This is a genomic window from Plantactinospora mayteni (genome assembly GCF_016862935.1).
In the GTDB taxonomy this organism is placed as follows: domain Bacteria; phylum Actinomycetota; class Actinomycetes; order Mycobacteriales; family Micromonosporaceae; genus Plantactinospora; species Plantactinospora mayteni.
In genome coordinates this window covers 39,626-63,431 of sequence record NZ_BONX01000049.1, presented here as the reverse complement: position 1 = coordinate 63,431, position 23,806 = coordinate 39,626, and the positions used below count along the sequence as shown (strand labels likewise).

At 71.5% G+C, this 23,806-nt stretch carries 20 protein-coding genes; 15 read left to right on the top strand and 5 right to left on the bottom strand.

Annotation, left to right across the window (positions count from 1 at the left end; translation table 11 throughout):
* Nucleotides 1-6 precede the first annotated feature (6 nt).
* The 5 genes from xylB (at nucleotide 7) to Pma05_RS32560 (ending at nucleotide 5,152) form a co-directional block, all read left to right on the top strand.
* Nucleotides 7-1,602, top strand: a complete 1,596-nt coding sequence (xylB, locus tag Pma05_RS32580; protein ID WP_203861337.1) for a xylulokinase — start codon at nucleotides 7-9, stop codon at nucleotides 1,600-1,602.
* Nucleotides 1,599-2,579 carry a phosphoglycerate dehydrogenase gene (locus tag Pma05_RS32575; RefSeq protein WP_203861336.1) on the top strand — a complete coding sequence of 327 codons (981 nt, stop codon included), beginning with the start codon at nucleotides 1,599-1,601 and terminating at the stop codon, nucleotides 2,577-2,579. Before xylB ends, Pma05_RS32575 begins: the two co-directional genes overlap by 4 nt.
* A 62-nt stretch (nucleotides 2,580-2,641) precedes the next feature.
* Nucleotides 2,642-3,613 (top strand): shikimate dehydrogenase family protein, encoded by a 972-nt coding sequence (locus Pma05_RS32570; RefSeq protein ID WP_203861335.1) that lies wholly within the window; start codon nucleotides 2,642-2,644, stop codon nucleotides 3,611-3,613.
* A gap of 13 nt (nucleotides 3,614-3,626) precedes the next feature.
* Entirely contained in the window at nucleotides 3,627-4,607 is a 981-nt protein-coding gene (locus Pma05_RS32565) for a phosphotriesterase family protein (protein WP_203861334.1), read from the top strand.
* Nucleotides 4,608-4,738: 131 nt separating this feature from the next.
* Nucleotides 4,739-5,152, top strand: coding sequence for an SMI1/KNR4 family protein (locus tag Pma05_RS32560; RefSeq protein ID WP_203861333.1), 414 nt, complete (start codon nucleotides 4,739-4,741; stop codon nucleotides 5,150-5,152).
* Between the two features lie 86 nt (nucleotides 5,153-5,238).
* Here Pma05_RS32560 and Pma05_RS32555 read toward each other — a convergent pair whose 3' ends face one another.
* Entirely contained in the window at nucleotides 5,239-5,520 is a 282-nt protein-coding gene (locus Pma05_RS32555; protein ID WP_203861332.1) for a hypothetical protein, read from the bottom strand.
* Nucleotides 5,521-5,754: 234 nt separating this feature from the next.
* On the opposite strand from Pma05_RS32555, the gene Pma05_RS32550 reads away from it, so the two are divergent.
* The gene (locus Pma05_RS32550; protein WP_107271281.1) at nucleotides 5,755-5,985 is read left to right on the top strand and encodes a helix-turn-helix transcriptional regulator; all 231 of its coding nucleotides are present in this window, start codon (nucleotides 5,755-5,757) and stop codon (nucleotides 5,983-5,985) included.
* Between the two features lie 10 nt (nucleotides 5,986-5,995).
* Here Pma05_RS32550 and Pma05_RS32545 read toward each other — a convergent pair whose 3' ends face one another.
* Genes Pma05_RS32545 through Pma05_RS32535 form a run of 3 tightly spaced genes read right to left on the bottom strand, consistent with a single transcriptional unit; the run spans nucleotide 5,996 to nucleotide 8,978 of the window.
* A complete protein-coding gene (locus tag Pma05_RS32545; protein WP_203861331.1) occupies nucleotides 5,996-6,706 on the bottom strand; it encodes a DUF998 domain-containing protein in 711 nt (236 codons plus the stop codon).
* The gene (locus Pma05_RS32540; RefSeq protein WP_203861330.1) at nucleotides 6,688-8,328 is read right to left on the bottom strand and encodes a PH domain-containing protein; all 1,641 of its coding nucleotides are present in this window, start codon (nucleotides 8,326-8,328) and stop codon (nucleotides 6,688-6,690) included. Before Pma05_RS32540 ends, Pma05_RS32545 begins: the two co-directional genes overlap by 19 nt.
* Nucleotides 8,325-8,978, bottom strand: a complete 654-nt coding sequence (locus Pma05_RS32535; RefSeq protein WP_203861329.1) for a PH domain-containing protein — start codon at nucleotides 8,976-8,978, stop codon at nucleotides 8,325-8,327. Before Pma05_RS32535 ends, Pma05_RS32540 begins: the two co-directional genes overlap by 4 nt.
* A 249-nt stretch (nucleotides 8,979-9,227) precedes the next feature.
* On the opposite strand from Pma05_RS32535, the gene Pma05_RS32530 reads away from it, so the two are divergent.
* From Pma05_RS32530 to Pma05_RS32510, 5 genes are all read left to right on the top strand, one after another.
* Nucleotides 9,228-10,454 carry a sensor histidine kinase gene (locus Pma05_RS32530; protein WP_203861328.1) on the top strand — a complete coding sequence of 409 codons (1,227 nt, stop codon included), beginning with the start codon at nucleotides 9,228-9,230 and terminating at the stop codon, nucleotides 10,452-10,454.
* Between the two features lie 11 nt (nucleotides 10,455-10,465).
* Nucleotides 10,466-11,185: a response regulator transcription factor gene (locus Pma05_RS32525; protein WP_203861425.1), complete on the top strand. Its 720-nt coding sequence runs from the start codon at nucleotides 10,466-10,468 to the stop codon at nucleotides 11,183-11,185.
* 49 nt (nucleotides 11,186-11,234) lie between these two features.
* Nucleotides 11,235-11,903 carry a HEAT repeat domain-containing protein gene (locus Pma05_RS32520; RefSeq protein WP_203861327.1) on the top strand — a complete coding sequence of 223 codons (669 nt, stop codon included), beginning with the start codon at nucleotides 11,235-11,237 and terminating at the stop codon, nucleotides 11,901-11,903.
* Between the two features lie 88 nt (nucleotides 11,904-11,991).
* Nucleotides 11,992-12,930, top strand: coding sequence for an SMP-30/gluconolactonase/LRE family protein (locus Pma05_RS32515; protein ID WP_203861326.1), 939 nt, complete (start codon nucleotides 11,992-11,994; stop codon nucleotides 12,928-12,930).
* 172 nt (nucleotides 12,931-13,102) lie between these two features.
* Nucleotides 13,103-13,999: a C40 family peptidase gene (locus Pma05_RS32510; RefSeq protein WP_239313582.1), complete on the top strand. Its 897-nt coding sequence runs from the start codon at nucleotides 13,103-13,105 to the stop codon at nucleotides 13,997-13,999.
* A 108-nt stretch (nucleotides 14,000-14,107) separates the two neighbouring features.
* Here Pma05_RS32510 and Pma05_RS32505 read toward each other — a convergent pair whose 3' ends face one another.
* On the bottom strand, nucleotides 14,108-17,545 hold the full coding sequence (locus Pma05_RS32505; RefSeq protein ID WP_203861325.1) for a BTAD domain-containing putative transcriptional regulator: 3,438 nt from the start codon (nucleotides 17,543-17,545) through the stop codon (nucleotides 14,108-14,110).
* A 197-nt stretch (nucleotides 17,546-17,742) separates the two neighbouring features.
* Here Pma05_RS32505 and Pma05_RS32500 point away from each other — a divergent pair, with 197 nt between their 5' ends.
* From Pma05_RS32500 to fusA, 4 genes are all read left to right on the top strand, one after another.
* Nucleotides 17,743-19,050 carry an ABC transporter substrate-binding protein gene (locus Pma05_RS32500; protein WP_203861324.1) on the top strand — a complete coding sequence of 436 codons (1,308 nt, stop codon included), beginning with the start codon at nucleotides 17,743-17,745 and terminating at the stop codon, nucleotides 19,048-19,050.
* Nucleotides 19,043-19,996 carry a carbohydrate ABC transporter permease gene (locus tag Pma05_RS32495; RefSeq protein ID WP_239313579.1) on the top strand — a complete coding sequence of 318 codons (954 nt, stop codon included), beginning with the start codon at nucleotides 19,043-19,045 and terminating at the stop codon, nucleotides 19,994-19,996. Before Pma05_RS32500 ends, Pma05_RS32495 begins: the two co-directional genes overlap by 8 nt.
* Nucleotides 19,986-20,828, top strand: coding sequence for a carbohydrate ABC transporter permease (locus tag Pma05_RS32490; RefSeq protein ID WP_239313576.1), 843 nt, complete (start codon nucleotides 19,986-19,988; stop codon nucleotides 20,826-20,828). Before Pma05_RS32495 ends, Pma05_RS32490 begins: the two co-directional genes overlap by 11 nt.
* Nucleotides 20,829-21,410: 582 nt before the next feature.
* A complete protein-coding gene (fusA, locus tag Pma05_RS32485) occupies nucleotides 21,411-23,513 on the top strand; it encodes an elongation factor G (RefSeq protein ID WP_239313573.1) in 2,103 nt (700 codons plus the stop codon).
* The last annotated feature ends 293 nt before the right edge of the window (nucleotides 23,514-23,806 follow it).

Sequence of the window (23,806 nt, the reverse complement as noted above, 5' to 3'; positions counted from 1 at the left end):
CGAGCGATGCTGATCGCACACGATCTCGGCACGACCGGCGACAAGGCATCGCTGCACACCGACACCGGCGCCCTGGTCGGCGCGGTCACCGTGACCTATCCGACCCGGTACGCCCCCGGCGGGATCGCCGAACAGGACCCGGCGCACTGGTGGACGGCGCTCGCCGACGCCACCCGGCAACTGATGGCCCGGCACGACGTGCACCCCGCCGAGGTCCGGGGGCTGGCGATCTCCGGGCAGATGATGGGCGCGGTGCTGCTGGACGCGGCGTACGAGCCGGTCCGGCCGTCGATCATCTGGGCGGACACCCGCAGCGGGGCGCAGTGTGCCGAACTGGTGGAGCGGATCGGGGCGGAGCGGGCGTACAAGCTGCTGGGGCACCGGCTGAACCCGACGTATTCGATAACCAAGGTGATGTGGGTACGTGACCACGAGCCGGAGGTGTTCGGGCGGGTGCGGCACGTCTGCCTCGCCAAGGACTACGCCGTATACCGGCTGACCGGGCGGCTCGCCACCGACCCGTCCGACGCGTCGTCCACGAACGCGTACGACCAGGAGCGGGGGACCTGGTCGGACGTGGTGCTCGGCGCGGCCGGGCTCGATCCGGCGCTGCTGCCGGAGATCGTCCCCGCCACCGCCGTGGTCGGCACGGTGACCTCGGAAGCGGCCGAGGCGACCGGGCTGCGGGTCGGCACTCCGGTGCTGATGGGCGGCGGGGATGGGCCACTGGCGGCGGTCGGTGCCGGAGTCGTCTCGCCGGCCGACGGCGCGTACTGCTATCTCGGCTCGTCGTCCTGGGTGTCGCTGGCCGCGCCGCGCCCGCTGCACGACCCGGCGATGCGGACGATGACCTTCGACCACGTGGTACCCGGGCACTACGTGCCGACCGCCACCATGCAGGCCGGCGGGGCATCGTTGGAGTGGATCGCCGACGTGCTGGAGCCGGCCGGTGACCGGGATCGGTTCGACCGGCTGGTCGAGGCGGCCGAGACGGCTACGGCGGCCGGAGACGGGCTCTACTTCCTGCCACACCTGCTCGGCGAACGCTCGCCGTACTGGGATCCGGAGGCGGCCGGGGCGTTCGTCGGGCTCCGCCGGCACCACGACCGGGCGCACCTGGTCCGGGCGGTACTGGAAGGGGTGGCGTTCAACCTGCTCACCTGCGTCGACGCGTTCCGCGAGCACGGGTTGCCGGTGGACCGGGTGGACGCGATCGGCGGCGGTGCGGCCAGTGACGCCTGGCTGCGGATCCTCGCCGACGTCTGGGGCGCCACGGTCCGGCGACGTTCCATAGTGGAGGAGGCGAACAGCCTGGGTGCGGCGGTGACGGCGGCGGTCGGGCTCGGGCTGGTCGACGACTTCGGCGCCGCCCGGAAACTCTCCGAGGTCACCGCCGAGTTCAGCCCCGATCCGGCTCGGCACGCCGACTACCGGCGGCGGCACGCGATCTTCCTCGACGCGTACCGGCGGTTGGAGCCGTGGAACGCGGCCCGGGGCGGTGAGCCGACAGGCAGCGGGTCGACAGGCAGCGGGTCGACAGGCGGCGGGTCGGCGGGCGGCGGGTCGGCGGGCGGCGGGTCGGCGGGCGGCGGGTCGGCATGAGCGAGCGGAGTGTGCTGGTCACCTCCCGGTCGTTCTCGTCCGGCTCCCGGGACCTGCTCGGTGAGCTGCGCGCCGCCGGCCTGATGGTGGTACGCGGCCCCGCCGACCATCGGCTCGACGCGCTGCGTCCACTGCTGGTCGGAGCCGTCGGCTGGATCGCCGGCACCGCGCCGGTGACCGAGGAACACCTCGCCGCCGCCCCCCGCCTGGCGATACTTGCCCGGTACGGCGTCGGGGTCGACGCGGTGGACCTGACCTCGGCGGCGGCGCACGGCGTCGTGGTGACCAATACTCCGGGGGCGAACACCGAGGCGGTCGCCGACCTGACCGTCGGACTGCTGCTCGCCGTGCTGCGCGGCATCCCGACCGGGGACCGCCGGGTCCGGGCCGGCGAGTGGAGCGTGTCCCGGGGCCGGGAACTCGGCTCGCTGACGGTAGGGATCGTCGGGTATGGCCGGATCGGCCGGGCGGTGGGGGAGCGGCTGCGCGGGTTCGGTGCCACGCTGCTCGCGTACGACCCGATGTTGGACGCGGAGGCGATCCGGGCGGCGGGTGCCGAACCGGCGGACCTGGCCGAACTGCCCAGCCGCTGTACCGTGGTCTCGCTGCACGCCCCCGGCGGCGGCCGGCCACTGGTCGACGCCGAGTGGCTGGCCGGGGCCCGGGACGGGCTGATCCTGGTCAACAGCGCCCGCGCCGACCTGGTCGACGAGCCGGCCCTCGCCGCAGCGCTGCGTACCGGCCGGGTCGCCGGGTACGCCGCCGATACGCTGGCCACGGAGTCGACCGGTGCCGGTTCGCCGCTGCTCGCCGACGCTTTGGCTGACCGGGTTGTACTGACTCCGCACGTCGGGGCGCAGACCGTGGAGGCGATCGACCGGATGGGCTCGCTCGCCGTGGCCGATCTGTTGGCGGTGCTCGGCGGTGGCGTACCAAAGCATCCCGTCCGGACTACCGGCGGGCCGGGTACGGGGTGAGCGGCCGGCGCGGCGGTGACCGGGCGCGGGCGAGGACAGCAAGGGCACGAGGGGGATCAGCGGTGGACGCGCGGATTGGCGAAAGTGGCCGTACCGGATCGGTCGGCGGGGGGTCGGACGGCGCCGGCTACATGGGTTTCGTCGGGGTGACCACCGGCGGCTCGTCGATCAACCGGGTCTTTCCGAGGTGGGCGGAGATCCTCGGCCTGCCGATCGACCGGTTGGTCGGCTACGACCTGCCGCTGGACGCCGACGACGCGCAATATCGGGACCTCGTCAAGCGGATCCGGGACGACCCGGCGCACCGGGGCGCGCTGGTGACCACCCACAAGCTCCGGCTCTATCAGGCGGCGCACGACCTCTTCGACGAGGTGGACGAGTTCGCCCAGCTCTGCGGCGAGATCTCCAGCATCGCGAAGCGGGACGGCCGGCTGGTCGGGGGTGCCAAGGACCCGCTGACCGCTGGCCTCGCCGTGCGGGACTTTCTGCCGGACAATCATTTTGGGGCGATCGGTGCCGAGGTGGTTTGCCTGGGCGCGGGCGGCGCCGGGACGGCGCTGGTCTGGTACCTCGGCCAGCGGGCCGACCGGCCGCGCCGGATCGTCTGCACCGACACCGACCCGAGCCGGCTGGCCCACCTGCGCGGCGTCGTGGAGCGGGGTGGCCTGCCGGCCGACCTCGTCCGATACCTGCCGGTCACCGATCCCGCCGAGATCGTGGCGCTGCTCGACGCGCTCCCGGACGGCAGCCTGGTGGTCAACGCGACCGGCCTCGGCAAAGATCGGCCTGGGACGCCGCTGCCGTCCGGGGTCCGGCTGCCCCGGGACGGCTACGCCTGGGACTTCAACTACCGGGGCAGCCTGGAGTTCCTGCACCAGGCTCGGGAGCAGCAGGACGAGCGCGGGCTGACCGTGGTCGACGGTTGGCGATACTTCATCCACGGCTGGAGCCAGGCGATCGCCGAGATATTCGACGTACCCGTGGATCCGCCGACGGTGCGGCGGCTCTCGGCGGCGGCCGAGGCGGTGCGGTGAGCGGGGTTAGCTCGTGAGCTTCGTCCGGACCGTGCTCGGCGACGTGCCGCCGGAGCTGCTCGGCCCGACCGACTACCACGAGCACCTGTTCCAGGTCACTCCGCTGCTGCCCGGCGACGAACTGGACGACGAGCCGGCCAGCCACACTGAGGCCGGGCTGCTGTTCGCCGCCGGCATCACCGCGATGGTCGAGGCGACCCCGGTCGGGCTGGGCCGCGATCCGGCGGCGGTCGCCAGGATCAGCGCCGCCACCGGGATGCGGGTGGTGGCGACGACGGGCGCGCACCGGGAGGCGCACTATGGTCCGGACCATCCGCTGGTCACCGCCACCGAGGCGGACCTCGCCGCCCGGTTCCACGCCGACCTCGTGGATGGCTGCCCGGCCCGCGACGCCGGATCAACCCCGGAAACCCCTGGCGGTACGGCGGTCGCGCTCGCTCCGGACGGGCGGCCGGTGCGGGCCGGGCTGCTCAAGGCGGGGATCGGGTACTGGTCGATCAGTCCGTTCGAGCGGCGGGTGCTCGGGGCGGTGGCTGCTGCGCACCGCTCGACCGGTGCTGCGGTGATGGTTCACTTGGAGCACGGGAGTGCTGGTCACGAGGTGCTCGACCTGCTGGGGGTCGATGGCGTCGAGCCGGGGCGGGTGGTGTTGGCGCACGCGGACCGTAACCCGGACCCGGGGCTGCACGTGGAACTCGCCCAGCGGGGCGCGTACCTCGGCTACGACGGAATGGCCCGACACCGGTACCGGCCGGACAGCGCCCTGATCGAGTTGATCGAGGCGGTGTGCGGGGAGGGAATGGCCGGACACCTGCTACTCGGCGGCGACGTCGCCCGCCGCACCCGCTACGTCGCGTACGGCGGCATGCCAGGACTGGCGTACCTGCCGAACCGCTTCCTACCCCGGCTGCGTACGCGACTCGGCTCGGATGTCGTACGCCAGATCATGGTCGGCGCGCCAGCCCGGGTACTCGCCTGGAGCATCATCGGCTGACTCGTCCACACGCCGGGCTACGGTCAATCGGGTCAAGCTCCGCGAAACGGCAGCCGGAACGGGCTCAGTTCCGCGACGTGGGAACCACCCGAGCAATCGTCACGGCCTGCCTCGGTTACTAGCATTGGCCGGTGCACGCCGACGGCCTCCCCCTCCCGCCCGCGCTGGTCGATGTGGCGCAACAGGGCAGATGGACCGCGCCTGCCGGCAGCGACATCTACGTCAGGATGTTCGGCGAGCCCGCATACGGACCCGTCTTCCTGGCTGTCGAACAGATGAGGCGGAACGCCCGGTGGATCGACGACATCGACTACGACGACGAGTTCCGGCAGCTCTATATCGGCACACCAGATCCCGCCAACCCACCAGGTGACATCGATCCACAAATGTCGCTGCTGCTCGGTGACCTCGGTGCGGACCAGCCGTTCGCGCTGGACTTCCGCCGTTCGATGGACGCGCCGTCGGTGGTGTACCTCGACAGCAAGATGCGGTGGGTCGAAGTCGCACCAACCATCGAGGCGCTTATCGCTGAGCTCGGGCTGTAGCACACACCTCCGTAGCCGGAGGCTGGGGACTCGTAGGCGAACAGCGAGGAGGCGGGGCCCTGATCCGGCTCATAACCTTGCCTGACCTACAAGATGGGTAGGTCGGCTCCGAGATCGCGGAGTCGATCCGGCTGGACGTACAGCGCTGCCCGGACGGCAGCGAAGGACACGCCGGGCGCGCGTCTGGTTCGTTCGACGTCTCGGACGATCCGGCTGATCATGCCGAGCCGGACCTTGGCCTCGGTCAGCCGGGACTGAAGGTGGCACAGGGCCTGCTGGCAGGAGGCGAGTTCGGCTTTCAGTCGCTCGTTCTGTTGTTCCAGGGTCATACGTGGTGGCGGGTCGGAGCTGTACGCGTCCCCTCGCACGGGCTTGCCCTCCTCGGCAGGTAGGCGAGTGGGGGCTGCCGTCGGGCGCCGGAGGACTTGAGAAGAGGACCGGCGGCAGCCCCCGTGTTCAGCACCCTGCCCGACCGCCTGCGATGGCCACCCGGACAAGGGCTTGGCCGGATCCTCTCCTGGTCTCTGCTGCCCTGTCAACATATGCGCGCTACATCATGCGCGCAAAGATGGGTAGACCAGTGTGTGCCTACCGTCGTGTGGATGGGACAGGACCCTCCTCCGGGACCTCTGGTCGGACCGGCCGAGATTCTTCAAATGCTTGGCGTCGGCCGCTCGCGGTTGCGGCAGATCACCGCCGATCGCCGGTTCCCGGCGCCGTTCCAGACCCTGATCGCTGGCTCGGTGTGGCTGCGTAGCGATGTCGAGGAGTACATCCGGAAGTACCGGCCTCAGCAGCTCAAGGACCGGGACGACGAGGACGAGCAGGCATAGCAGCTCGGGGTTACGGGGTCGTAGATCCGCCGTTACCCCGTGTGGAGCTGACCTGCGGCAGCTTGGCGGACCGGCTACGGGACTCGGTGAGCAGCCGTAGGGCAAGTACGGTGATCCAGGTCCAGTCGACGGTGATCATCGCTCGTTGGATCAGGCCGGTCGACGGATGGTCGGCTTCCCAGGCCGTACCGAAGGTGACGAACAGGGCCAGGCCGGCGAGTCCGGTCAGGAGGTCGTACGCGACCCAGGCGCGATCGGTCGGCCGTCCGGCGGAGCGGCGGGCCAGTACGAAGCAGGCGACCGGTACCGACACGAACACCACGATGCCGAGGTTGTCGTGCAGTACGCCGGGCAGACTGGTCATGGCACCGTCCAGCGTCGCACCGGGCGGATAGCCGTGGGCCGGGTCCATCACGAAGACGCCGGAGAGCACCAAGCCGAGCCCGAACACGCCAACCGCCAGCGGCCCCCAGAGGTCGGCACGCCCCGGACGCAGGGCGCGGCGCAACCCGACCGCGAAGCCGAGCATCAGCAGCCCGGTCAACACGAAATTGGTGATCTGGATCCACCCGCGCGGGCCGAGACTCAGCGCACTCACCGGGTGGTACGTCGGGTCGTAGCCCGCCCGGGTGGCCCCGTCGACCAGGAACACCAGGATGAACAGCGGCGGTCCGACCACTCCACACCAGAGCAGCACTCGGGTCAGCCGACGCGATGACATGTTCCCTCCAGGGGTGATGCGTCCGGTGCCGAGGACTCGGGGACTGGTGCGGTCGATTGCTCGACCGCCGGCCCGTCGGCGACCAGCGGGGCGAGCAAACCAGGTACCACCTGCTCGGCGAAGGTGACCACAGTCCGCGCGGGCATGTCCACGGCCGCGTACTGGCCGTGGCCGGCTGCGGTGGTCGCAAGTAGGGTGGCCAGGCCGAGGCGTCGTTGCAGCACCGACTGGCGCAGCCGCCAGCCGATCACCGCCGGGCGGGACAGCGCCGCCGTGCTCCGGCTGACCAACCCGGACCGGACCACCAGGTACTCGCCGACGATGCCGTGCCCGAGCGCCCGCCACGCCACCACCGCCGCCCCCAGCGCCACCGGCAGCAGCCCCACCCCGCCCAACCACAGCCAGGACGGCAGCGCTTCGACGAAACCGCCCAGCCAGGCAAGCAGCCCAGTGACGGCGAGCGTGACCAGCGTCGCCCAGCCGATCCGGCGGCGCAGCGCGGCCGGCGGATGCCGACGCGGCGGTACGGCGAACGGGCTGGCCCCGGCGTCGAGGTCGAGCACCCGGGTTGCCACCCTCCGCGCCACGCCGATCGGGCCGCGCGGCAGGATCGTGGTGGCCGGCGTCATGCTCCAGATCGTCAGCCCGGTCGAGATGACGTTGGTGTCGGCCATCCCCATCCAGCGCCAGAGCAGCGGCTCCGAAATTTCTACCCCGCGCAGCCGACTGACATCTCGGTTCACCTCCCGGGTCCGGAACAATCCCTGGGACGTACGCAGCATGGCACCGGTCGGCGTGTCGACGCGTACCAGCCGGAAGGCCCAGTTCTCGGCCACGAACGCGACCGCCATGCCCAGCACCCCGAGCGCGCCGACGCCGACGAACGCGATCGCACCGGTACGCCACGGACCGAGGGACCGCCAGTCCAGCAGCCCGGAGACGAATCCGGCCGCATCGAACCCGAACGACTGCGCCAGCCAGTAGCCGCCCCAGAGCAGCCCGGCCGCCGTGACCAGCGCCCACACGCTGAACACGTTGTAGCAGACCCACGACCAGCGGATCCGGGCGAAGACCCGCTCACCGGGCGCCCCGCCGTCGACATCGACCTCGTCACCAACCGGCGCCACCTCCGGCGAGCCGGCCAGCAGCTCCCGGCGGAGGTCCTCGGCGGCCGTCCGGGTGACCGCGTCGAGATGCAACGCCTCGTACCCGGTCGCGCCCGGCTGGCCGACCCCGACGGTGAGTACCCGCAGCCCGGCGAGCCGGTGTCGCAGCCGCGCCGTCGTACTGACGGTCCGGATCCGCTCGCGGCGCAGCGTGCGGTGCTGCCGGACCAGCAGGCCGGTGCGCAGCTCCACCAGCTCCTCGGTCAGCCGATACCGTGTCTTGACCCAGCGCAGCGTGTCCCGGGCCGCGCCGACAACCCCACCCACGGCCACCGCGAGCACCGGGATCAGCGTCGAGACGTGCGGCTCGTCGGCGACGAGCAGAGCCAACCCGGCGGGTACGAGCGACAGCAGCGCGAAGAGCCCGTCGACCCAGATGATCCGGGCGTCGAGCCGCTGCCACGGGATCTCCGTCGCCGGAATCGAGTTGCGCGCCGTCTCGGGGGCCGGGGTCACGTCGCATCCCCTGCCGTCTGCCGGACGATCTCGGTGAGCCGCCCGGCGGTCCGCGCGGCGAGGTCCGCGTCGAGCCCCACCAGTACGACCGGGCCGCTCGCCGAGGCCGTCGTCACGGTTACCGTGGCCAGTCCGAAGAGTTGTTCCAGCGGCCCCCGGACCGTGTCGACGGTCTGGATCCGGGAGATCGGGGCGGCCCGCCACTCCCGGACGAACCACCCCGACACCGCGTACACGGCGTCCGGGGTGACCTCCCAACGGTGTATGGCGTACCGCCAGGACGGCACCACGGCCAGGTATGCCAACCAGGTCAACACCGTGACCAGCAGGATCGGGCCGAGCCAGCTCCGGGCGGCGGCGGGCAGCACGGCGTACCCGATGGAGAGGACCGCGACCAGCGGCGCGACGGCGAAGATGACCCGGGTGCTCCACCAGCCGACGGCCCGGCGCTCGACCCGGTGCCGGAGCGGGCGCAATCCCAGCGACCCGGCCACCGCCGCCGGGCCTGGCTCGGCGGGCTCCACCGGACGCGACGGCGCGACGGTCGAGGCGGTCCGCCCCGGCGAGGCGGTCGGGCCGGTCGGGGTGGACGGGTGGTGCGGGTCCGGGGCGGTCGGCGCTCGGCCGGGCTGCGGCTGCTGCTGTCCCATCCCCAGACATTGCGGTACGGACCCGGCCGGGCGCCGCTGCCGGTCGGCCATCGGTTCTGGTCGGCTGGCCAGGGCTGTTGGCCGGTTGACCAGGTCCGGCGGCGGGCCGCCCGTTTGTACGCTCGGCGCATGGAGCTGGCCCGACGCCTTCGGTCGCCCGGTCGAGGCCGGACCGACACCGCCACGCCACCCGGGCCGGCTCACGCCGAACCCAGTGACAAGCCGCAGCGCACCGTTCGGGCCTGGGTCGTGGATTCCGTGCTGTTCGGCCTGGCGGTGCTTTTCTGGGCGTGGACCTGGCGTGGCGCTCCGCTGCACTACGTCGACGCGATTCCCGGCTGGATGATCACGATCGACCCCTGGGTCGGTGCCATCGGCTGCCTGGCCCTCTGGTGGCGGCGGCGCTTTCCGATCCTTCTCGGCGTCGCGATGGTGCTGGTGCTGGCACTGGCGGCGACCGGGCTCGGCGCGGCCCTGGTCACGGTGCTCACCATCGCGGTGCACCGCAACTGGCTGCCGGCGACCCTGGTTACCGCGCTGCACCTGGTGCCGGCGCTGTTGTTCGGCTACGAGAATCCGCCGCCCGGCGTCACCCAGTGGGCATACCTCACGCTGATCCTGCTGATGTATCTGGTGCCGCTCGGCTGGGGGATCGCGGTCCGGGCCCGGCGGGAACTCATCGCCAACCTTCGTCGCGAGGTCGACCGGGAGCGCGGCGAACACCAGCAACGGCTGGCCGGAGCCCGCCAGGCGGAGCGGGAGCGGATCGCCCGGGAGATGCACGACGTACTCGCGCACCGGATCTCGCTGATCTCGGTGCACGCGGGCGCGTTGGCGTACCGGACCAGCCAGGCCGACGCAGGGGCGGGGGTCCCGCTCAAGCCAGGTGAGGTCGGTGGGGCGATCGAGGTGATCCGGGACAACGCCCGGCAGGCCCTGGTCGAGCTGGGCGAGGTGCTCGCCGTACTGCGGCCGGAGCGGGGTGACCGGAACGGCGGCGGTGGGCCGGACCCGGAAGCCGGTACGGCCGACCGGTCGGCGCCGCAGCCGAGGCTGGCCGACATCTCCCGACTGGTCCAGGAGGCGCAGGCGGCCGGTCAGCGGGTGACGTTCGAGATGGTCTGCGCACCCGGTGCGGCCGAGTCACTCCGGCCGGCGGTGCAGCGTACGGTCTATCGCACCGTCCAGGAGGGACTGACAAACGCCCGGAAACACGCCGGCCAGACCGAGGTGACGGTACGGGTGGAGGTCGATCCCGGCACCGGCGTCGTCGCCACGATCACCAATCCGCTGCCACCTGCGGATGCCCGCCGACGGCCGGCGGATTCCTCCCCGCACCCGGCCGGTGACCTGCCCGGGGCCGGTGCCGGGCTGACCGGGCTCGCCGAACGGCTGGCCCTGGACGGCGGAACCATCGAGCACGGCGTGGTCGGCGGGACGTTCCGGCTCTCCACCCGGCTACCCTGGCCGGCATGACTCCGGGCGGCATGACTTCGGGCGACGCGCCGGGGCGCCAGCCGCCCGCGCAGGGTGCCGAGCCGGCCATCCGGGTACTGCTCGTCGACGACGACGCGCTGGTCCGGACCGGGCTGCGGCTGATGCTCGGCGGGGCGCCCGACATTGAGGTCGTCGGCGAGGCGGCGGACGGGGCCGACGTCGCCGACGCGGTGACCCGGCTGCGCCCGGACGTGGTGCTGATGGACGTCCGGATGCCGCTGCTGGACGGGATCGCGGCGACCCGGGCGATCACCGCCCGATCGGGGCAGCGCCCGGAGGTGATCGTGCTGACCACCTTCGACGCCGACGCGACGATCCTCGACGCGCTCCGCAACGGCGCGGCCGGTTTCCTCGTCAAGCACACCCCGCCGGAGCAGATCGTCGACGCGGTACGCCGGGCCGCCGCCGGTGAGCCGGTGCTCTCCCCGACGGTCGCGCGTACCCTGATCGACCACGTGGCGGGCGTCGCGCCGCACCGCCGCCGCGACCAGCGACACCAGCGGGCCCGGGAGCGGTTCGGGCTGCTCTCCGAACGGGAGCGGGCGGTCGCCGTCGCGGTGGCGGAAGGGCTGTCGAACGGCGAGATCGCCGACCGGCTGTTCCTCTCCGTCGGCACGGTCAAGGCGTACGTCTCCAGCGCGCTGGCCAAGCTCGACCTGGACAACCGGATCCAGCTCGCGCTGCTCGCCCACGACGCGGGCGACGAGTAGGTCGGTACCCGCCCGAGTGCTGGCGCGGGGATGGACAAGGCAGGTGACGGTGGGGGGCAGGGGCGTGGAGTGGCAGCACTGGCGGCGTGGCGTGTTCGGCGATCCGTACCTGGTCTGGCATGACGGCCCGGACTTCACCTGGCTGCTGACCGTCGCCGGGGACGAGCCGGAGGTCGTGGCCCGGATGCTCGGTGCCGGAATTGCCGAACGTGACCCGCTGGCGGCCCAGTCGATTGCCACGCTGGCCGGCGACGGGCTGGCTCCGCCCGACGCCGAGGCGCTGCTCCGGGCCGCGCTTCCGGGCGCCTCCGGCACGTTCAAGGTCCGGGTGGCCCAGGCCCTGCACGTGCTGACCGGCGACGAGGCGTGGGCCGAGCCGGTCGTGTCGGTGCTGGCCGACGGGGCGCACTGGGGGGACCGGATCGACGCGGCCATGGCGCTCGCCGGGTTCGCCCCGACTCCGGGGCTGGTCGACGCGTTGGCCGCAGCCGTCCGGGAGCGCCACTACCTGGTCCGCTACCACGCCGCGAACACCCTGCTCCGGTACGCCGGCCGCCGCCCCGACATCTCCGACCACCCGACTCTCTTCGGGCTGATCTGCTCCGGGAACGACGACCCGGAACCCGACACCGAGGTGGGGGAACAGCGCGCCGAGGCGGCCCGCCGGCTCTCCGCCGCCGCGTTGTCCCGGCAGTCGGTCGATCCCGACCGGAGTTGAACCCGTCGATCCGTCCGTGCGTGTCTCCTCGACGGACAGTGCCCTCCGGCACTGCGACACCCTCAGGAGTACGGATGGAGACACGCCCATGATCCGACGTAATGTCCTGACCGGCTTCGCCGCGCTGGGGATAGCCGCCGCGGTCGGCACTCCAGAGAAGGCGAGCGCGTACGCCCCCGACAGGCACCCCCGGAAGCGGTTCCCCGACACCTTCGACCTGCCCGACGGTTGGATGCCGGAGGGGATCACGATCGGCGCGCTGCCGTTCGCGTACTTCGGCTCCCGGGCCGACGGTTCGATCTACCGGGTCAACCTGGCGACCGGCGAGGGCCGGGTGATCAGTCAGGGACCGGGCGCCGGCTTCCCGTCGATCGGACTGAAGCTGGACGGCCGGGGCCGGCTCTTCGTCGCCGGTGGTACGGCCGGCACCGGCCGCATCGTGGACGCCGGAAGCGGCAAGCTGCTCGCCGACCTCACCTTCACCACCGAGCCGAGCTTCGTCAACGACGTGGTGCTGACCCCGCACTCGGCGTACTTCACCGACTCGCAGAACCCGGTGCTGTACGTCGTACCGACCGGCCGGCGCGGCGGCGTACGCGGGCTGCCGTTGACCGGGGACATCGTCTACACCACCGGCAACAACGCGAACGGCATCTGCCGTACGCCGGACGGCCGGGCCCTGCTCGTGGTGCAGTCCAACACCGGCCTGCTGTTCCGGGTGGACCCGTCCTCCGGGGTGGCCCGACAGGTGGACCTGGGCGGTGAACTGCTGACCAACGGCGACGGCCTGCTGCTGGAGGGCCGGACCCTGTACGCCGTGCTGAACCGGCTCAACACGGTGGCCGTACTGCGACTGTCGTCGGACGGCCGCTCGGGGCGGATCGTGGAACGGCTGACCGATCCCCGGTTCGACATCCCGACGACCGTCGCCTCGTACGGCAACCGGCTCTATCTGCCGAACGCGCGGTTCAGCACCCCGCCGACGCCGGAGACCACGTACACGGCGGTGGCCATCCCGAAGCCGTAGCGGTCGGCCGTACCGGTAGTTCGGTGGCGCCGCCGGCGGGCCCTCGCTCGCCGGCGGCGCTCGGCCGAGCGGCGGCGCGGTACGGGTGAAGTACGGGAATCGACGGCGCCATGCGGATTCCTAATCTCCTCACGTCCGATCAAGGGACGGACGAACCGAGGGAGAGAGTCGAATGCTGACGAAGAAGCCCGCCCGGCAACGCCGGTCACTATCAGCGATCCTGATTGCTGTACCGGTGTTCCTCGCCACCAGCTTCGCCATGGCCTCGCCGGCCTCGGCCGCGCCGATCGGCAACCCGAGCCTCGAGATCCCGGTCGGCTGCCCGGGGGCTCGCGCGGTCATCCAGGTCGAGTGGGAGGGTACCCGCTCCGCCAAGGTGCACTGGGAACTGACCGACACCAGCTCGGACGGCAATTCGCCGGTGATCAAGATGGTCGCCGTGGACGCGTCCGGCAACGGCAGAAGCTGGGTCTTCCGGAACGACGAGGTGGTGTTCGCGGTCGACGGCGGCTACGGCGCCTCCGTCAGCGGCGGCGGCCACTCCTGGGACCCGGCCGGGATCGCCCAGTTCAACCACCTCGAGGTGAAGGTCAGCAACGGCACGAGTGCGCAGGGGACCACGTGCTCGGTGACGAAGAAGACCTTCAACTACACCCGGCTCGCCTACCAGTACGCCCTCAACCAGATCGACAAGCGCTACGTCCTGGGCGCCGAAGGTCCGGACGCGTTCGACTGCTCGGGCCTCGTCAAATTCGCCTACCACCGCGTGACCAACTTTCCCCACTGGGGTGACAGCGTCAGGTCGTCGGCGCAGCAGTACGACTGGGCGCGTTCGGAGGCCGACAACAACAACGCCGACCTCAGCAACCTCAAGAGTCGCGATGCCATCCGGGTCAGCCGCAGCAACCTCAAGGTCGGGGACCTGATCTTCTACAGCGGCCACGTCGGCTTCTACGCCGGCGGCGGGCAGTTGTACTCGGCCATGAACCCGAGTGCGGGAATCGGCTACATGAGCATCGACTACACGACCCCGCTGGGCTACTACCGCGTGGTCGGTGTCACCGGCTAGTTAGTCGTACTGCCGGCGGGTCCGTCCCGGCTTCGTGGGGAACGGGCCCGCCGGGCCTCCGGTCGTGGGGCGTGCTCCGCCTCTTTGGAGGACCAGCACGGCAGCGCGTCAGGAATCGACGCCACGACCGGAGTCCCCGTACAGGGTGCCGGCGACCGCCCTCGCCTCCGTCGCGAGCGTGCCGAACCCCAGCTCGTCGGCGACCCGCCCGGCCCGGTCGGCCTCGATTCGCGCCGAACCCACCTCACCGGCCAGCGCCAGGGCACGGGCGAGGCCCACCCGTGCCCTGGTCTCCAGATAGCGGTACGAGTGGCGCTTCGCCATGGCAACGCCGTCGCGGAGCACGTCGAGCGCGTGTGCGAGGTCGCCGTTCTCCCGGAGTGCCTCCCCGAGCGTGCCAGCGGTCATCGCCTGGGCACGCCGGTCGTACATCTTGACCGCGAGATCGTGCGCCTGCCGCGCCAGGCTCAACCCCGTGGCGAGGTTTCGCCGGTCGATCTCCAGGCGACTCAGCTCGTCCAGAGTGGAGAGTTCGCCCCGGAGGTCTCCGCACCGTCGGTACCCGCGCAGGACGGTATCGAGCTGCTCGGCCGCATCGCGGAGCGCACCACGCTGGCGATTGGCACTCGCGAGGTTTCCCCGGTTGACCAGCGCGAAGCGCTCGCGCCCCGTCGTCTCGTTGATCTCCAGTGCCGAGGTGAGGCTCGTCGCGGCGTCCTCGCACCGTCCACGATCGAGCATGATCATGCCGATCCCGTTCAGGGCCGCCGCGCGGATGTGCCCCAGGGGCTCGTGCGCGGTCATGTCGAGAGTTCGGCCGAACCACGTCTCGGCATCGGCGAGGCGCCCGAACTCGTAGTACTGCCAGCCGACGTTGTGGGAGAGATAGGCCGCGGCCGCGTCCCAGCCGCACTCCTCGGCCATCCGCAGGGCGGTGAGCGCGTCGTCGAGACCTTCGATGTCGCGGCCGACCAGGCTTCGCGCCTGCCCTCTGGACATCAGCATCGCCGCACGCGCCCGGCGGTCGTCCGAGCGCTCCGCCGCCCACCAGCCTGCCTCGACGATCCGGTTCCAGCCGTCGACGTGGCGGTTGACCAGGAAGTAGCCGCGCATCTGGTCGGCGATTCGCCAGGCGAAGCCCGAGAGTCCGCCGTCCCGACCGGCCTGACCGTCCCGACCGTCCTGCGCAGCCTGCTCGGCCTGCTCGGCCAAGAGCACCAGCGCGGTCGCTTCGACGTCGAGCCAGGCGGCGGCCCGGTCCTCGTCCGGGAACTGGCTCTCCCTGCGCGGATGGCCGGCGAGCCGGACCATCTGCGGGAGTACCCAGTCCATCGCGGCGGTCACCCGCTCGGTGTACGAGGTCAGCAGTCGATCGAGGGCGTCGTGTCGGACCTGGGCGCTCTCCGCCTCGGCCAGCTTCCCGGCATAGAGCCTGAGCAGGTCATGAAAGCGGAACCGGTGTGCCGAATACTGCAGCAGCATGTTGGCGTCGAGCAGCTCGTCGAGGACTCTCTCGGCCGAGGCGTCCGCCATCCCGAGCAGGGCGCCGGCGGCGGTCACCCCGAAGTCCTGCGCCGGGTGGAGCGAGCAGAGCCGGAACGCCCGCCGTGCCGGTTCGCTGAGGCTGTCGTAGCTGAGCTGGAAGCTGGCCAGTACGCTCGTCGACCCGTCGTCGAGCTGGGCGAGGCGTCCGCTCTCGTCGCGCAGCCGTTGCACGAGGTCGCTGATCGCCCACGACGGACGGCTCGCCAGTCGCGCCGCCGCGATCCGCAACGCGAGTGGGAGGTTGCCGCAGGCGCTCGCCAGCTCCTGCGCGGACCGGGCGTCAGCCGCGACCCGGTCCCCGCCAGCCGCCGCCGCGATCATGTCGAGCGACTCGGTCGCCGTCAGGGTGCCGAGCGGTACCGAGGCCGCGACCTCCAGCCCGCGCAGCAGCCGCCGGCTTGTCACCAGCACGTCGCTTCGGCCGGCACCCGGCAGCAGCGGTCGCACCTGTGCCGCGTCGCCCGCGTTGTCGAGCACGACGAGCATCCGGCGCCCGGCCAACTCGGTGCGCAGCAGGGACGAGTCCTCGATGATGTCGCCGCCGATGCGATCAGCGGGGACACCGAGTGCTCTCAGGAATCGGCTGAGGATCGCCGCCGGTGAGACGGGCTCGCGCGACGCGCCACCGAGGTCGGCATAGAGCTGGCCGCCGGGATATTGCGGGCGCAGCCGGTGCCCGGCGGTATGCGCCAAGGCTGTCTTTCCGGATCCGGCGGCGCCGTGTACGAGGACGACCCGCGACGACGCGTGCCGCAGCTCGTGATCCGCACGGTCGAAGGCCGCGATGACGCGGGCGAGTTCCGCCTCCCGGCCGACGAAACCGGCCGGGGCGGCCGGCGTCTGCTGGACCACTGAACCTTTGCCAACTTCCCCGTGCGGTCCGTCGTGGTCGAAGGTGGAAGTCGAGGCGTACCCGCCGGGCGGTTCAGGTGGGAAGAGGTTCACTCTGCGGGCGACCGTCTCGGGTACTCGCCATCGCTGTTGCAGCACACCCACCTGGGCGTCGCGCAGCAACTCCCCTGGATCGAGCCCGAGCTGCTCGCGCAGGTTGGCTCGGATGCGCTGGTACGCCGCGAGCGCCTCTGCCTGCCGCCCGCTGGCAGCCAGCGTGACGATCAGTTCGGTGTGCAGCGGCTCGTGGAACTCCAGGCGACCGGCCAGCTCACGCAACCGTGGCAACGGACGCTCCGGCTCGCCGATGTCCCGGGCGATCTCGGCGAAGCGCCGCAGCAGGGTGACGTACTCCTCGGTGACCGAGGCGAGTAGTGGGTCCTCGCTCAGCTCGTCCAGGTCGCACCCGCCCCGCCACAGTTCGGCCGCCTGTGCGAGGAGTTCGAGCGCGGACTCGGTCGACGTGTCGCGCGCCTCTTCGCGCAGGTGTCGGAGTCGTGCCAGGTCGAGCTGCTCGGCGGTGGCCACGAGGCGGTAGCCCGACGGCGTCGGGAGGATGAGGCGCTCGCCCGAGGGCTCGATTAGCCGGCGTAGTCGGGTGAGGTGCGTACGCAGGAGCCTCGTCGGATCCCCCGACGAGTACTGGCCTTGCAGCAGCCCGCGGAGGGAGTCCCGGGTGACCGGTTCCGGCGCGCCGAGGGCGAGCTTCGCGAGCAGGACGCGTTGGGTGGCCGAGCCGATGGTGACGAGATCGTCGCCGCGCCTGAGTTCGAGCGGCCCCAGTACCCGGATCCGTACGGGTGCACCGGGGTCGGAAACGCGGCCTGCCTCGTACGTCCGCATCGCTGCGGCGGCTGCGGTGTGTAGCGCCTCCCTGGCCCGGTCGTCAAGTCCGAGCGCCGCCGCGATAGAGGCCACCGAGGCGTGTCTCGGCCTCGCGCTCCGTCCCTGCTCCAGGTCCCGGAGCGCCGCGATGCTGAGGCCGGCACGGCCCGCGAGTTCGCGCTGGGTCATCCCGCTGTGCAGACGGTGCGTCCGTAGCAGCCTGCCCACCGTGGGCCCGCTCGACGGCGTGTTCAGGGAATCCATCGAGGCCGCGCCGTCCCCCATGCCGCGATGTTAGGACATCGGTCCAGGTCGGGCCATCTGCGCTTGGTAGAGCCGGCACTACCCGCCCGCTGTCCCGGGCGGGAACGGGCCGCGCGTCGGGTCGGATGCATTGACAGACGTGATTGAGTGCATTTCCATTGATCGATGGCGGCCGGATGCTCGCCGGCCGCTCCGGCAACGGTGTCCTGGGGGTTGACATGCGATTTCGGAAGGTCGGCGCGACCGCTGCGGCCGTGCTGTTGCTGCTGCCGCTGGCCGCCTGCGGAGACGACGGCGGCGGCGGTGACGGGAAGACCCTCACCTACTGGGCCAGCAACCAGGGGCCCAGCCTGGACGAGGACCGGAAGATCCTGCAACCGGAACTCGACAAGTTCACCCAGCAGACCGGCATCAAGGTCGAGCTGGAGGTGATCGGCTGGCCGGACCTGCTCAACCGGATCCTGGCCGCCACCAGTTCCGGGCAGGGCCCCGACGTGCTCAACATCGGCAACACCTGGTCCGCCTCGCTACAGGCCACCGGCGCCTTCCTGCCGTTCGAGTCGGCCGAGCTGGATCCGCTCGGCGGCCCGACCCGGTTCCTCGGGCCGAGCTTCGCGGCGACCGGCGCGGCCGGCCAGCCACCGACCTCGGTGCCGCTCTACGGCCTGGCGTACGGGCTCTTCTACCACAAGCGGCTCTTCGCCGAGGCCGGCATCACCAGCCCGCCGAAGAACTGGACCGAGTTCGTCGCCGCCGGCAAGAAGCTGACCAGGGGCGACCAGTGGGGGCTGGCGGTCGAGGGGGCGAGCTACACCGAGAACGCGCACCACGCCTTCATCTTCGGCCAGCAGCACGGGGTGGACCTCTTCGACGGCGCGGGCAAGCCGCAGTTCACCAGCCAACACCTGGTGCTGGCGGTGAAGCAGTACCTCGACTTCATGGCCACCGACAAGATCGTCAATCCGAGCAACGCCGAATACAGCACCCCGACCCAGCCGATCGGCGACTTCGCCAAGGGCAAGGCCGCGATGCTGCTCTGGCAGAGCAACGCGGTGAGCGTACTCGCCGCCGCCGGGATGAAGCCCGACGAGTACGGCGTCGCCCCGATCCCGATCGCCGACCCACTGCCGCCCGGCGGCAAGCCGGTGAACAGCCACGTTGCCGGGATCAACGTCTCGGTCTTCAAGAACACCGACAACCGGGCGGGCGCGCTGGAGCTGGTGAAGTTCCTGACCAGCAGCGCGGAACAGCAGATCCTCAACAAGGCGTACGGGTCGCTGCCGGTGGTCAAGGACGCCTACTCCGACCCGGCCTTCCAGACCCCGCAGATCAAGATCTTCCAGGAGGTACTGGCCACCACGGCCGCGCCGCTGCCGCAGGTGCCCGAGGAGAGCCAGTTCGAGACCACGGTCGGCAGTGCGATGCGGGACCTCTTCGCCAAGGTCGCCAGTGGACAGCCGGTCGGCGAGCCGGAGGTCGCGGCGGCGCTGGAAAAGGCCCAGCAGGAGATGGGTACCGGTGGCTGACCGCCCCGGGGCGACCGGGGCAGCGCGACGGGCCGGTGCCGGTTGGCGCCGGCCCGGCCTGGCGTACCTGCTGTTGCTGCCCGCGCTCGCCCTGGAGTTGCTGGTCCACCTGGTGCCGATGGCCGTCGGCGTCTGGATGAGCTTCCGGGAGCTGACCCAGTTCTTCATCCGGAACTGGTCGGCGGCACCCTGGGCGGGACTGCGCAACTACCGGGTAGCCCTGGACGTCGACTCCGCGATCGGCGCCTCGCTGCTGCGCTCGCTCTGGATCACCCTGGCGTACGCCCTGCTGGTGGTCGCCGGATCGTGGCTGCTCGGCTTCGTCGCCGCCCTGCTGCTCCAGCGCCCGATGCGGAGCCGGGGACTGCTGCGCACCCTCTTCCTCGTCCCGTACGCGCTGCCCGCGTACGCGGCGGTGATCGCCTGGAACTTCCTGCTCCAGCGGGACAACGGCATGCTCAACCACCTGCTGGTGGACAATCTGCACCTCACCGACGACCGGGCGTTCTGGCTGCTCGGCGACCGCAGTTTCGTCGCGGTCGTGCTGGTCTCGGTCTGGCGGCACTGGCCGTTCGCCTTCCTGATCATCATGGCCGGGATGCAGAACATCCCGACCGACCTCTACGAGGCGGCGGCGATCGACGGTGCCGGGCCGGGACAGCAGATCCGCCGGGTGACCCTGCCGATGCTGCGACCGGTCAACCTGGTACTGGTCCTGGTGCTCTTCCTCTGGACGTTCAACGACTTCACCACCCCGTTCGTGCTGTTCGGCGCTGCGACGCCGGACCAGGCTGACCTGATCTCGGTGCACATCTACCAGAGTTCCTTCGTGACCTGGAACTTCGGGCTCGGCTCGGCGATGTCAGTGCTGCTGCTGCTCTTCCTGCTCCTGCTCACCACCGGATATCTGCTGCTGACCGCGAGGAGGCGCCGCCGTGCTGTTTGAGCCCCGCTGGTTCCGCTGGGTCCGCTGGGTGGGCCTGGCCTTCTTCACCACCATCGTGCTGCTGCCGCTCTACGTGATGGCGACCTCGGCGGCGAAGCCGCTGCGGGACGTACAGGGCGAGTTCCACTGGTGGCCGACCGAGCTGACGTTGCGCCCGTTCGCCGACATCTGGCGGACGATCCCGCTCGGCCGGTACTTCCTGAACAGCGTGCTGGTCTCCACCGCCGCCGCGCTCTGCTCGGTGCTGGTCGCGGTCTTCGCCGCGTACGCGATCAGCCGGTTCCGGTTTCCCGGCCGGGCCCTCTTCTCGGTGACCGTGCTCTCCACCCAGATGTTCCCGGGCATCCTCTTCCTGCTGCCGCTCTTCCTGATCTACGTCAACATCGACCAGCTCACCGGCATCACCCTGTACGGCTCCCGGCTCGGCCTGGTCATCACCTACCTGACCTTCTCGCTGCCGTTCTCGATCTGGATGCTGGTCGGCTATTTCAACTCGATCCCCCGGGAACTCGACGAGGCCGCCCTGGTCGACGGCGCCGGGCCGGTCGGCGCGCTGCTCCGGGTGGTGGTGCCGGTCGCCACCCCGGGGATCGTGGCGGTCGCCATCTACGCCTTCGTGACGGCGTGGAGCGAGGTGTTGTTCGCCTCGATCATGACCAGCGAGCAGAGCCGGACCCTGCCGGTCGGGCTACAGCTCTATTCCACCCAGGCCGGCGTCTACTGGAACCAGGTGATGGCCGCCTCGCTGGTGGTCAGTGTCCCGGTCGCGGCCGGATTCCTGATGCTGCAACGCTTCCTGGTCCAGGGCCTGACCGCCGGCGCGGTGAAGTGACCGGCCGGGGTCTGGGGGCGCGCGGCGGAAAACCGGGCTGTGCGCGGGTCCGTCTGTTCAGTACACTCGTGATCAGCCCAGCGCGATCTTGGCCCATTCGGGCCGGGCACGCGCGTCGACGAGTGAGGGGAGCCGGCCGTGCGCTACCGCACCGCTGTCGTCATTCCCCAGTCGCTGCACCGGGTGATCCTGGCGTCTTCCTGACGTCCGGTGCCGGCCCGCGCGGCCACACCGGAGATCCGTGACGCACCCCTGAGCCACCCCCGACCCCGGCCGTCGCCGGGCGTCGGCTTCCGGCCACGCGCCGACCCCGACCGATCCCGCCGCACGTCCCGCCACCGGCTGGTCCGTGGCGTTTCGCGGCTGGTCAGGTCGAAGTCGGGCGGGTCGAAGTCGGGCGGGTCGACGTCGGTCGGGTGGAAGCCGGTCGGCGTCGGTCGACGCCGGGTCGGAGGCCGCCGAGAAGCCGCAGATCAGGCTGCCCGGCTCGGGGGAATGCCCGCCTGGCCGCATCCTGCCCAGGCGCGTCCCGGAAATCGCGCTGACCCCTGTTGGACAGATCATCCAGAGAGGCCATCGGCCGTGCGCACCGAGCTGCACCGTTCCGTTTCCCACCCCCTGACCCGGCTGCGTAACCTGGGCATCCTCGCCCACGTCGACGCCGGCAAGACCACCACCACCGAACGGATCCTCTACCGCACCGGAGCCACCTACAAGCGCGGCGAGGTGCACGACGGGACGACCGTCACCGACTTCGACGCCCAGGAGCGCAGCCGCGGCATCACCATCTTCGCCGCCGCGGTGAGCTGCGAGTGGGCCGGTCACCGGATCAACCTGATCGACACCCCCGGACACGTCGACTTCGCCGACGAGGTCGAACGGGCTCTGCGGGTACTCGACGGCGCGATCGCGGTCTTCGACGGTGTCGCCGGGGTCGAGCCGCAGAGCGAGTCGGTGTGGCGGCAGGCCGACCGGCACGGCGTACCCCGGATCGCCTTCGTCAACAAGCTGGACCGGGCCGGCGCCGACCTGGACACGGCGGTCCGGTCGATCCGGGACAAGCTCCGGGTCACCCCGCTGGTGGTGCAGTTGCCGATCGGTCAGGAGGAGGGCTTCACCGGTGTGGTGGACCTGGTGGCGATGCGGTCGCTGGTCTGGGCCGACGGCGCGGAGACCTTCGTCGAGGGTCCGGTGCCGGACGAGCTGCGGGAGGAGGCGGAGCGACGTCGCCGGCTGCTGGCCGAGGCGGTCGCCGAGCGGCATCCGGCCGCACTGGAGGAGTACTGCGAACGGTCGACCCTGACCGCCGAGACACTCCGGCACGCGCTGCGGGATCTGACCCGGGACGGGGACGGCCTGGTGGTGCTCTGTGGTTCGGCGTACAAGAACAGGGGCATCGAGCCGCTGCTGGACGCGGCGGTCGCCTACCTGCCGTCGCCGCTGGACGTCCCGGCGGTACGCGGCAGCACCTCCGGCGGCGAGCAGCGGGAGCGGGCCGCCGACCCGGCGGCACCGTTCACCGCACTGGTGTTCAAGGTCAACTCGACCGGTACCGGCCGGCTGAGCTACCTGCGGGTCTACGCGGGAACGGTCCAGAAGGGAGGCGTGGTGCTGGATGCCGGAGCCGGGCGTACCGAACGGATCAGCCGGATCCTGCGGGTGCAGGCCGACCGGCACACCGAGGTGGACCGGGCGGCGGCCGGCGACATCGTCGCGGTGGTCGGGCTGAAGGCGGCCCGGGTCGGAGCGACGCTCTGCGCCACCGACGCGCCGCTGCTGCTCGAACCGCCGACCGCCGCCGACCCGGTGGTCTCGGTCGCCGTCGAAGCCCGCCGGAGCACCGACACCGGGCGGATGGCCACGGCGTTCGCCCGGCTGGTCGAGGAGGATCCGTCGCTGGCCGTCCGGACCGATCCGGAGACCGGCCAGACCGTGCTCTCCGGAATGGGAGAACTGCACCTGGAGGTGGCGGTGGAGAAGATCCGCCAGGACGTCGGGCTGGAGGTGACCGTGGGCCGGCCGCAGGTGGCGTACCGGGAGACCGTCGTGCGTGGCGTGACCGGGCTGGTATACCGGCACGTCAAGCAGGACGGCGGTGCGGGTCAGTGGGCGCACGTCGTCCTCGACCTGGCGCCGCTGGACGGTGACGTCACGGCGGGCGGCGGCGACGTACCGGACTTCGCGTTCGCCTCGACCGTGGTCGGCGGTCGGGTCCCGAAGGAGTACGTCCGGGCGGTCGAGGCCGGCTGCCGGGACGCACTCGCCGACGGGCCGATCGGCGGCCACCCGGTGATCGGGCTGCGGGTCACCCTGACCGACGGTGCCACCCACGTGAAGGACTCCTCGGAGATGGCGTTCCGTACCGCCGGCCGGCTCGCGCTGCGGGCGGCGCTGGCCGCCAGCGAGCTGGTCCTGCTGGAACCGGTGGTCGAGGTGACCGTGACCGTGCCGGACGACGCCGTCGGTGCGGTGCTGGGCGACCTGGCAGCCCGGCGTGGCCGGGTCGTCGGCTCGACCACCCGGGCCGGGACCGTGGTGGTCACCGCGACCGTGCCGCTGGCCGAACTGTTCGGCTACGCGACCCGGCTGCGCAGCCGGAGCCAGGGCCGGGGGACGTTCAGCACCCGGGCCACCGGCTACCAGCCGGTGCCGAGCGCGGTCCACGGCGCCGTGTCGCCGCGCTGACGCCGACCGCCGGTAGCGGGCAGGCTCGACTGCCCCGGCCGGCCGGGCCGTAGGGCCCGACGCTGGCCCCGCCCGTACCTCGGGCGGGGCCAGCGTCCCCGCTGGTTGCTGTCCCGCTGGTCGCTGTCCTGTCGGTCGTGGGCTCGCCCGCCACTGTCCCGCCCGCCACTGTCCCGCCTGTCGTTGTCCCGACGCTTGTCCCGCCGGTTGTGGTGCCGCTCGCCGTTGTGCTGCCTGCCGCTGTGCCGGCCGGTGTCGGAGGCTCTTCATCCGCGGTTCACCACGGGGCCGTG

Excerpts from the sequence above, each read along its gene's own strand:
- Pma05_RS32505 (WP_203861325.1), bottom strand. The coding sequence starts at position 17,545 with ATGGGGGACGGCGCGGCCTCGATGGATTCCCTGAACACGCCGTCGAGC.
- Pma05_RS32545 (WP_203861331.1), bottom strand. The coding sequence starts at position 6,706 with ATGTCATCGCGTCGGCTGACCCGAGTGCTGCTCTGGTGTGGAGTGGTC.
- xylB (WP_203861337.1), top strand. The coding sequence starts at position 7 with ATGCTGATCGCACACGATCTCGGCACGACCGGCGACAAGGCATCGCTG.
- Pma05_RS32500 (WP_203861324.1), top strand. The coding sequence starts at position 17,743 with ATGCGATTTCGGAAGGTCGGCGCGACCGCTGCGGCCGTGCTGTTGCTG.
- Pma05_RS32535 (WP_203861329.1), bottom strand. The coding sequence starts at position 8,978 with ATGGGACAGCAGCAGCCGCAGCCCGGCCGAGCGCCGACCGCCCCGGAC.
- Pma05_RS32575 (WP_203861336.1), top strand. The coding sequence starts at position 1,599 with ATGAGCGAGCGGAGTGTGCTGGTCACCTCCCGGTCGTTCTCGTCCGGC.
- Pma05_RS32550 (WP_107271281.1), top strand. The coding sequence starts at position 5,755 with ATGGGACAGGACCCTCCTCCGGGACCTCTGGTCGGACCGGCCGAGATT.
- Pma05_RS32510 (WP_239313582.1), top strand. The coding sequence starts at position 13,103 with ATGCTGACGAAGAAGCCCGCCCGGCAACGCCGGTCACTATCAGCGATC.
- Pma05_RS32515 (WP_203861326.1), top strand. The coding sequence starts at position 11,992 with ATGATCCGACGTAATGTCCTGACCGGCTTCGCCGCGCTGGGGATAGCC.
- Pma05_RS32525 (WP_203861425.1), top strand. The coding sequence starts at position 10,466 with ATGACTTCGGGCGACGCGCCGGGGCGCCAGCCGCCCGCGCAGGGTGCC.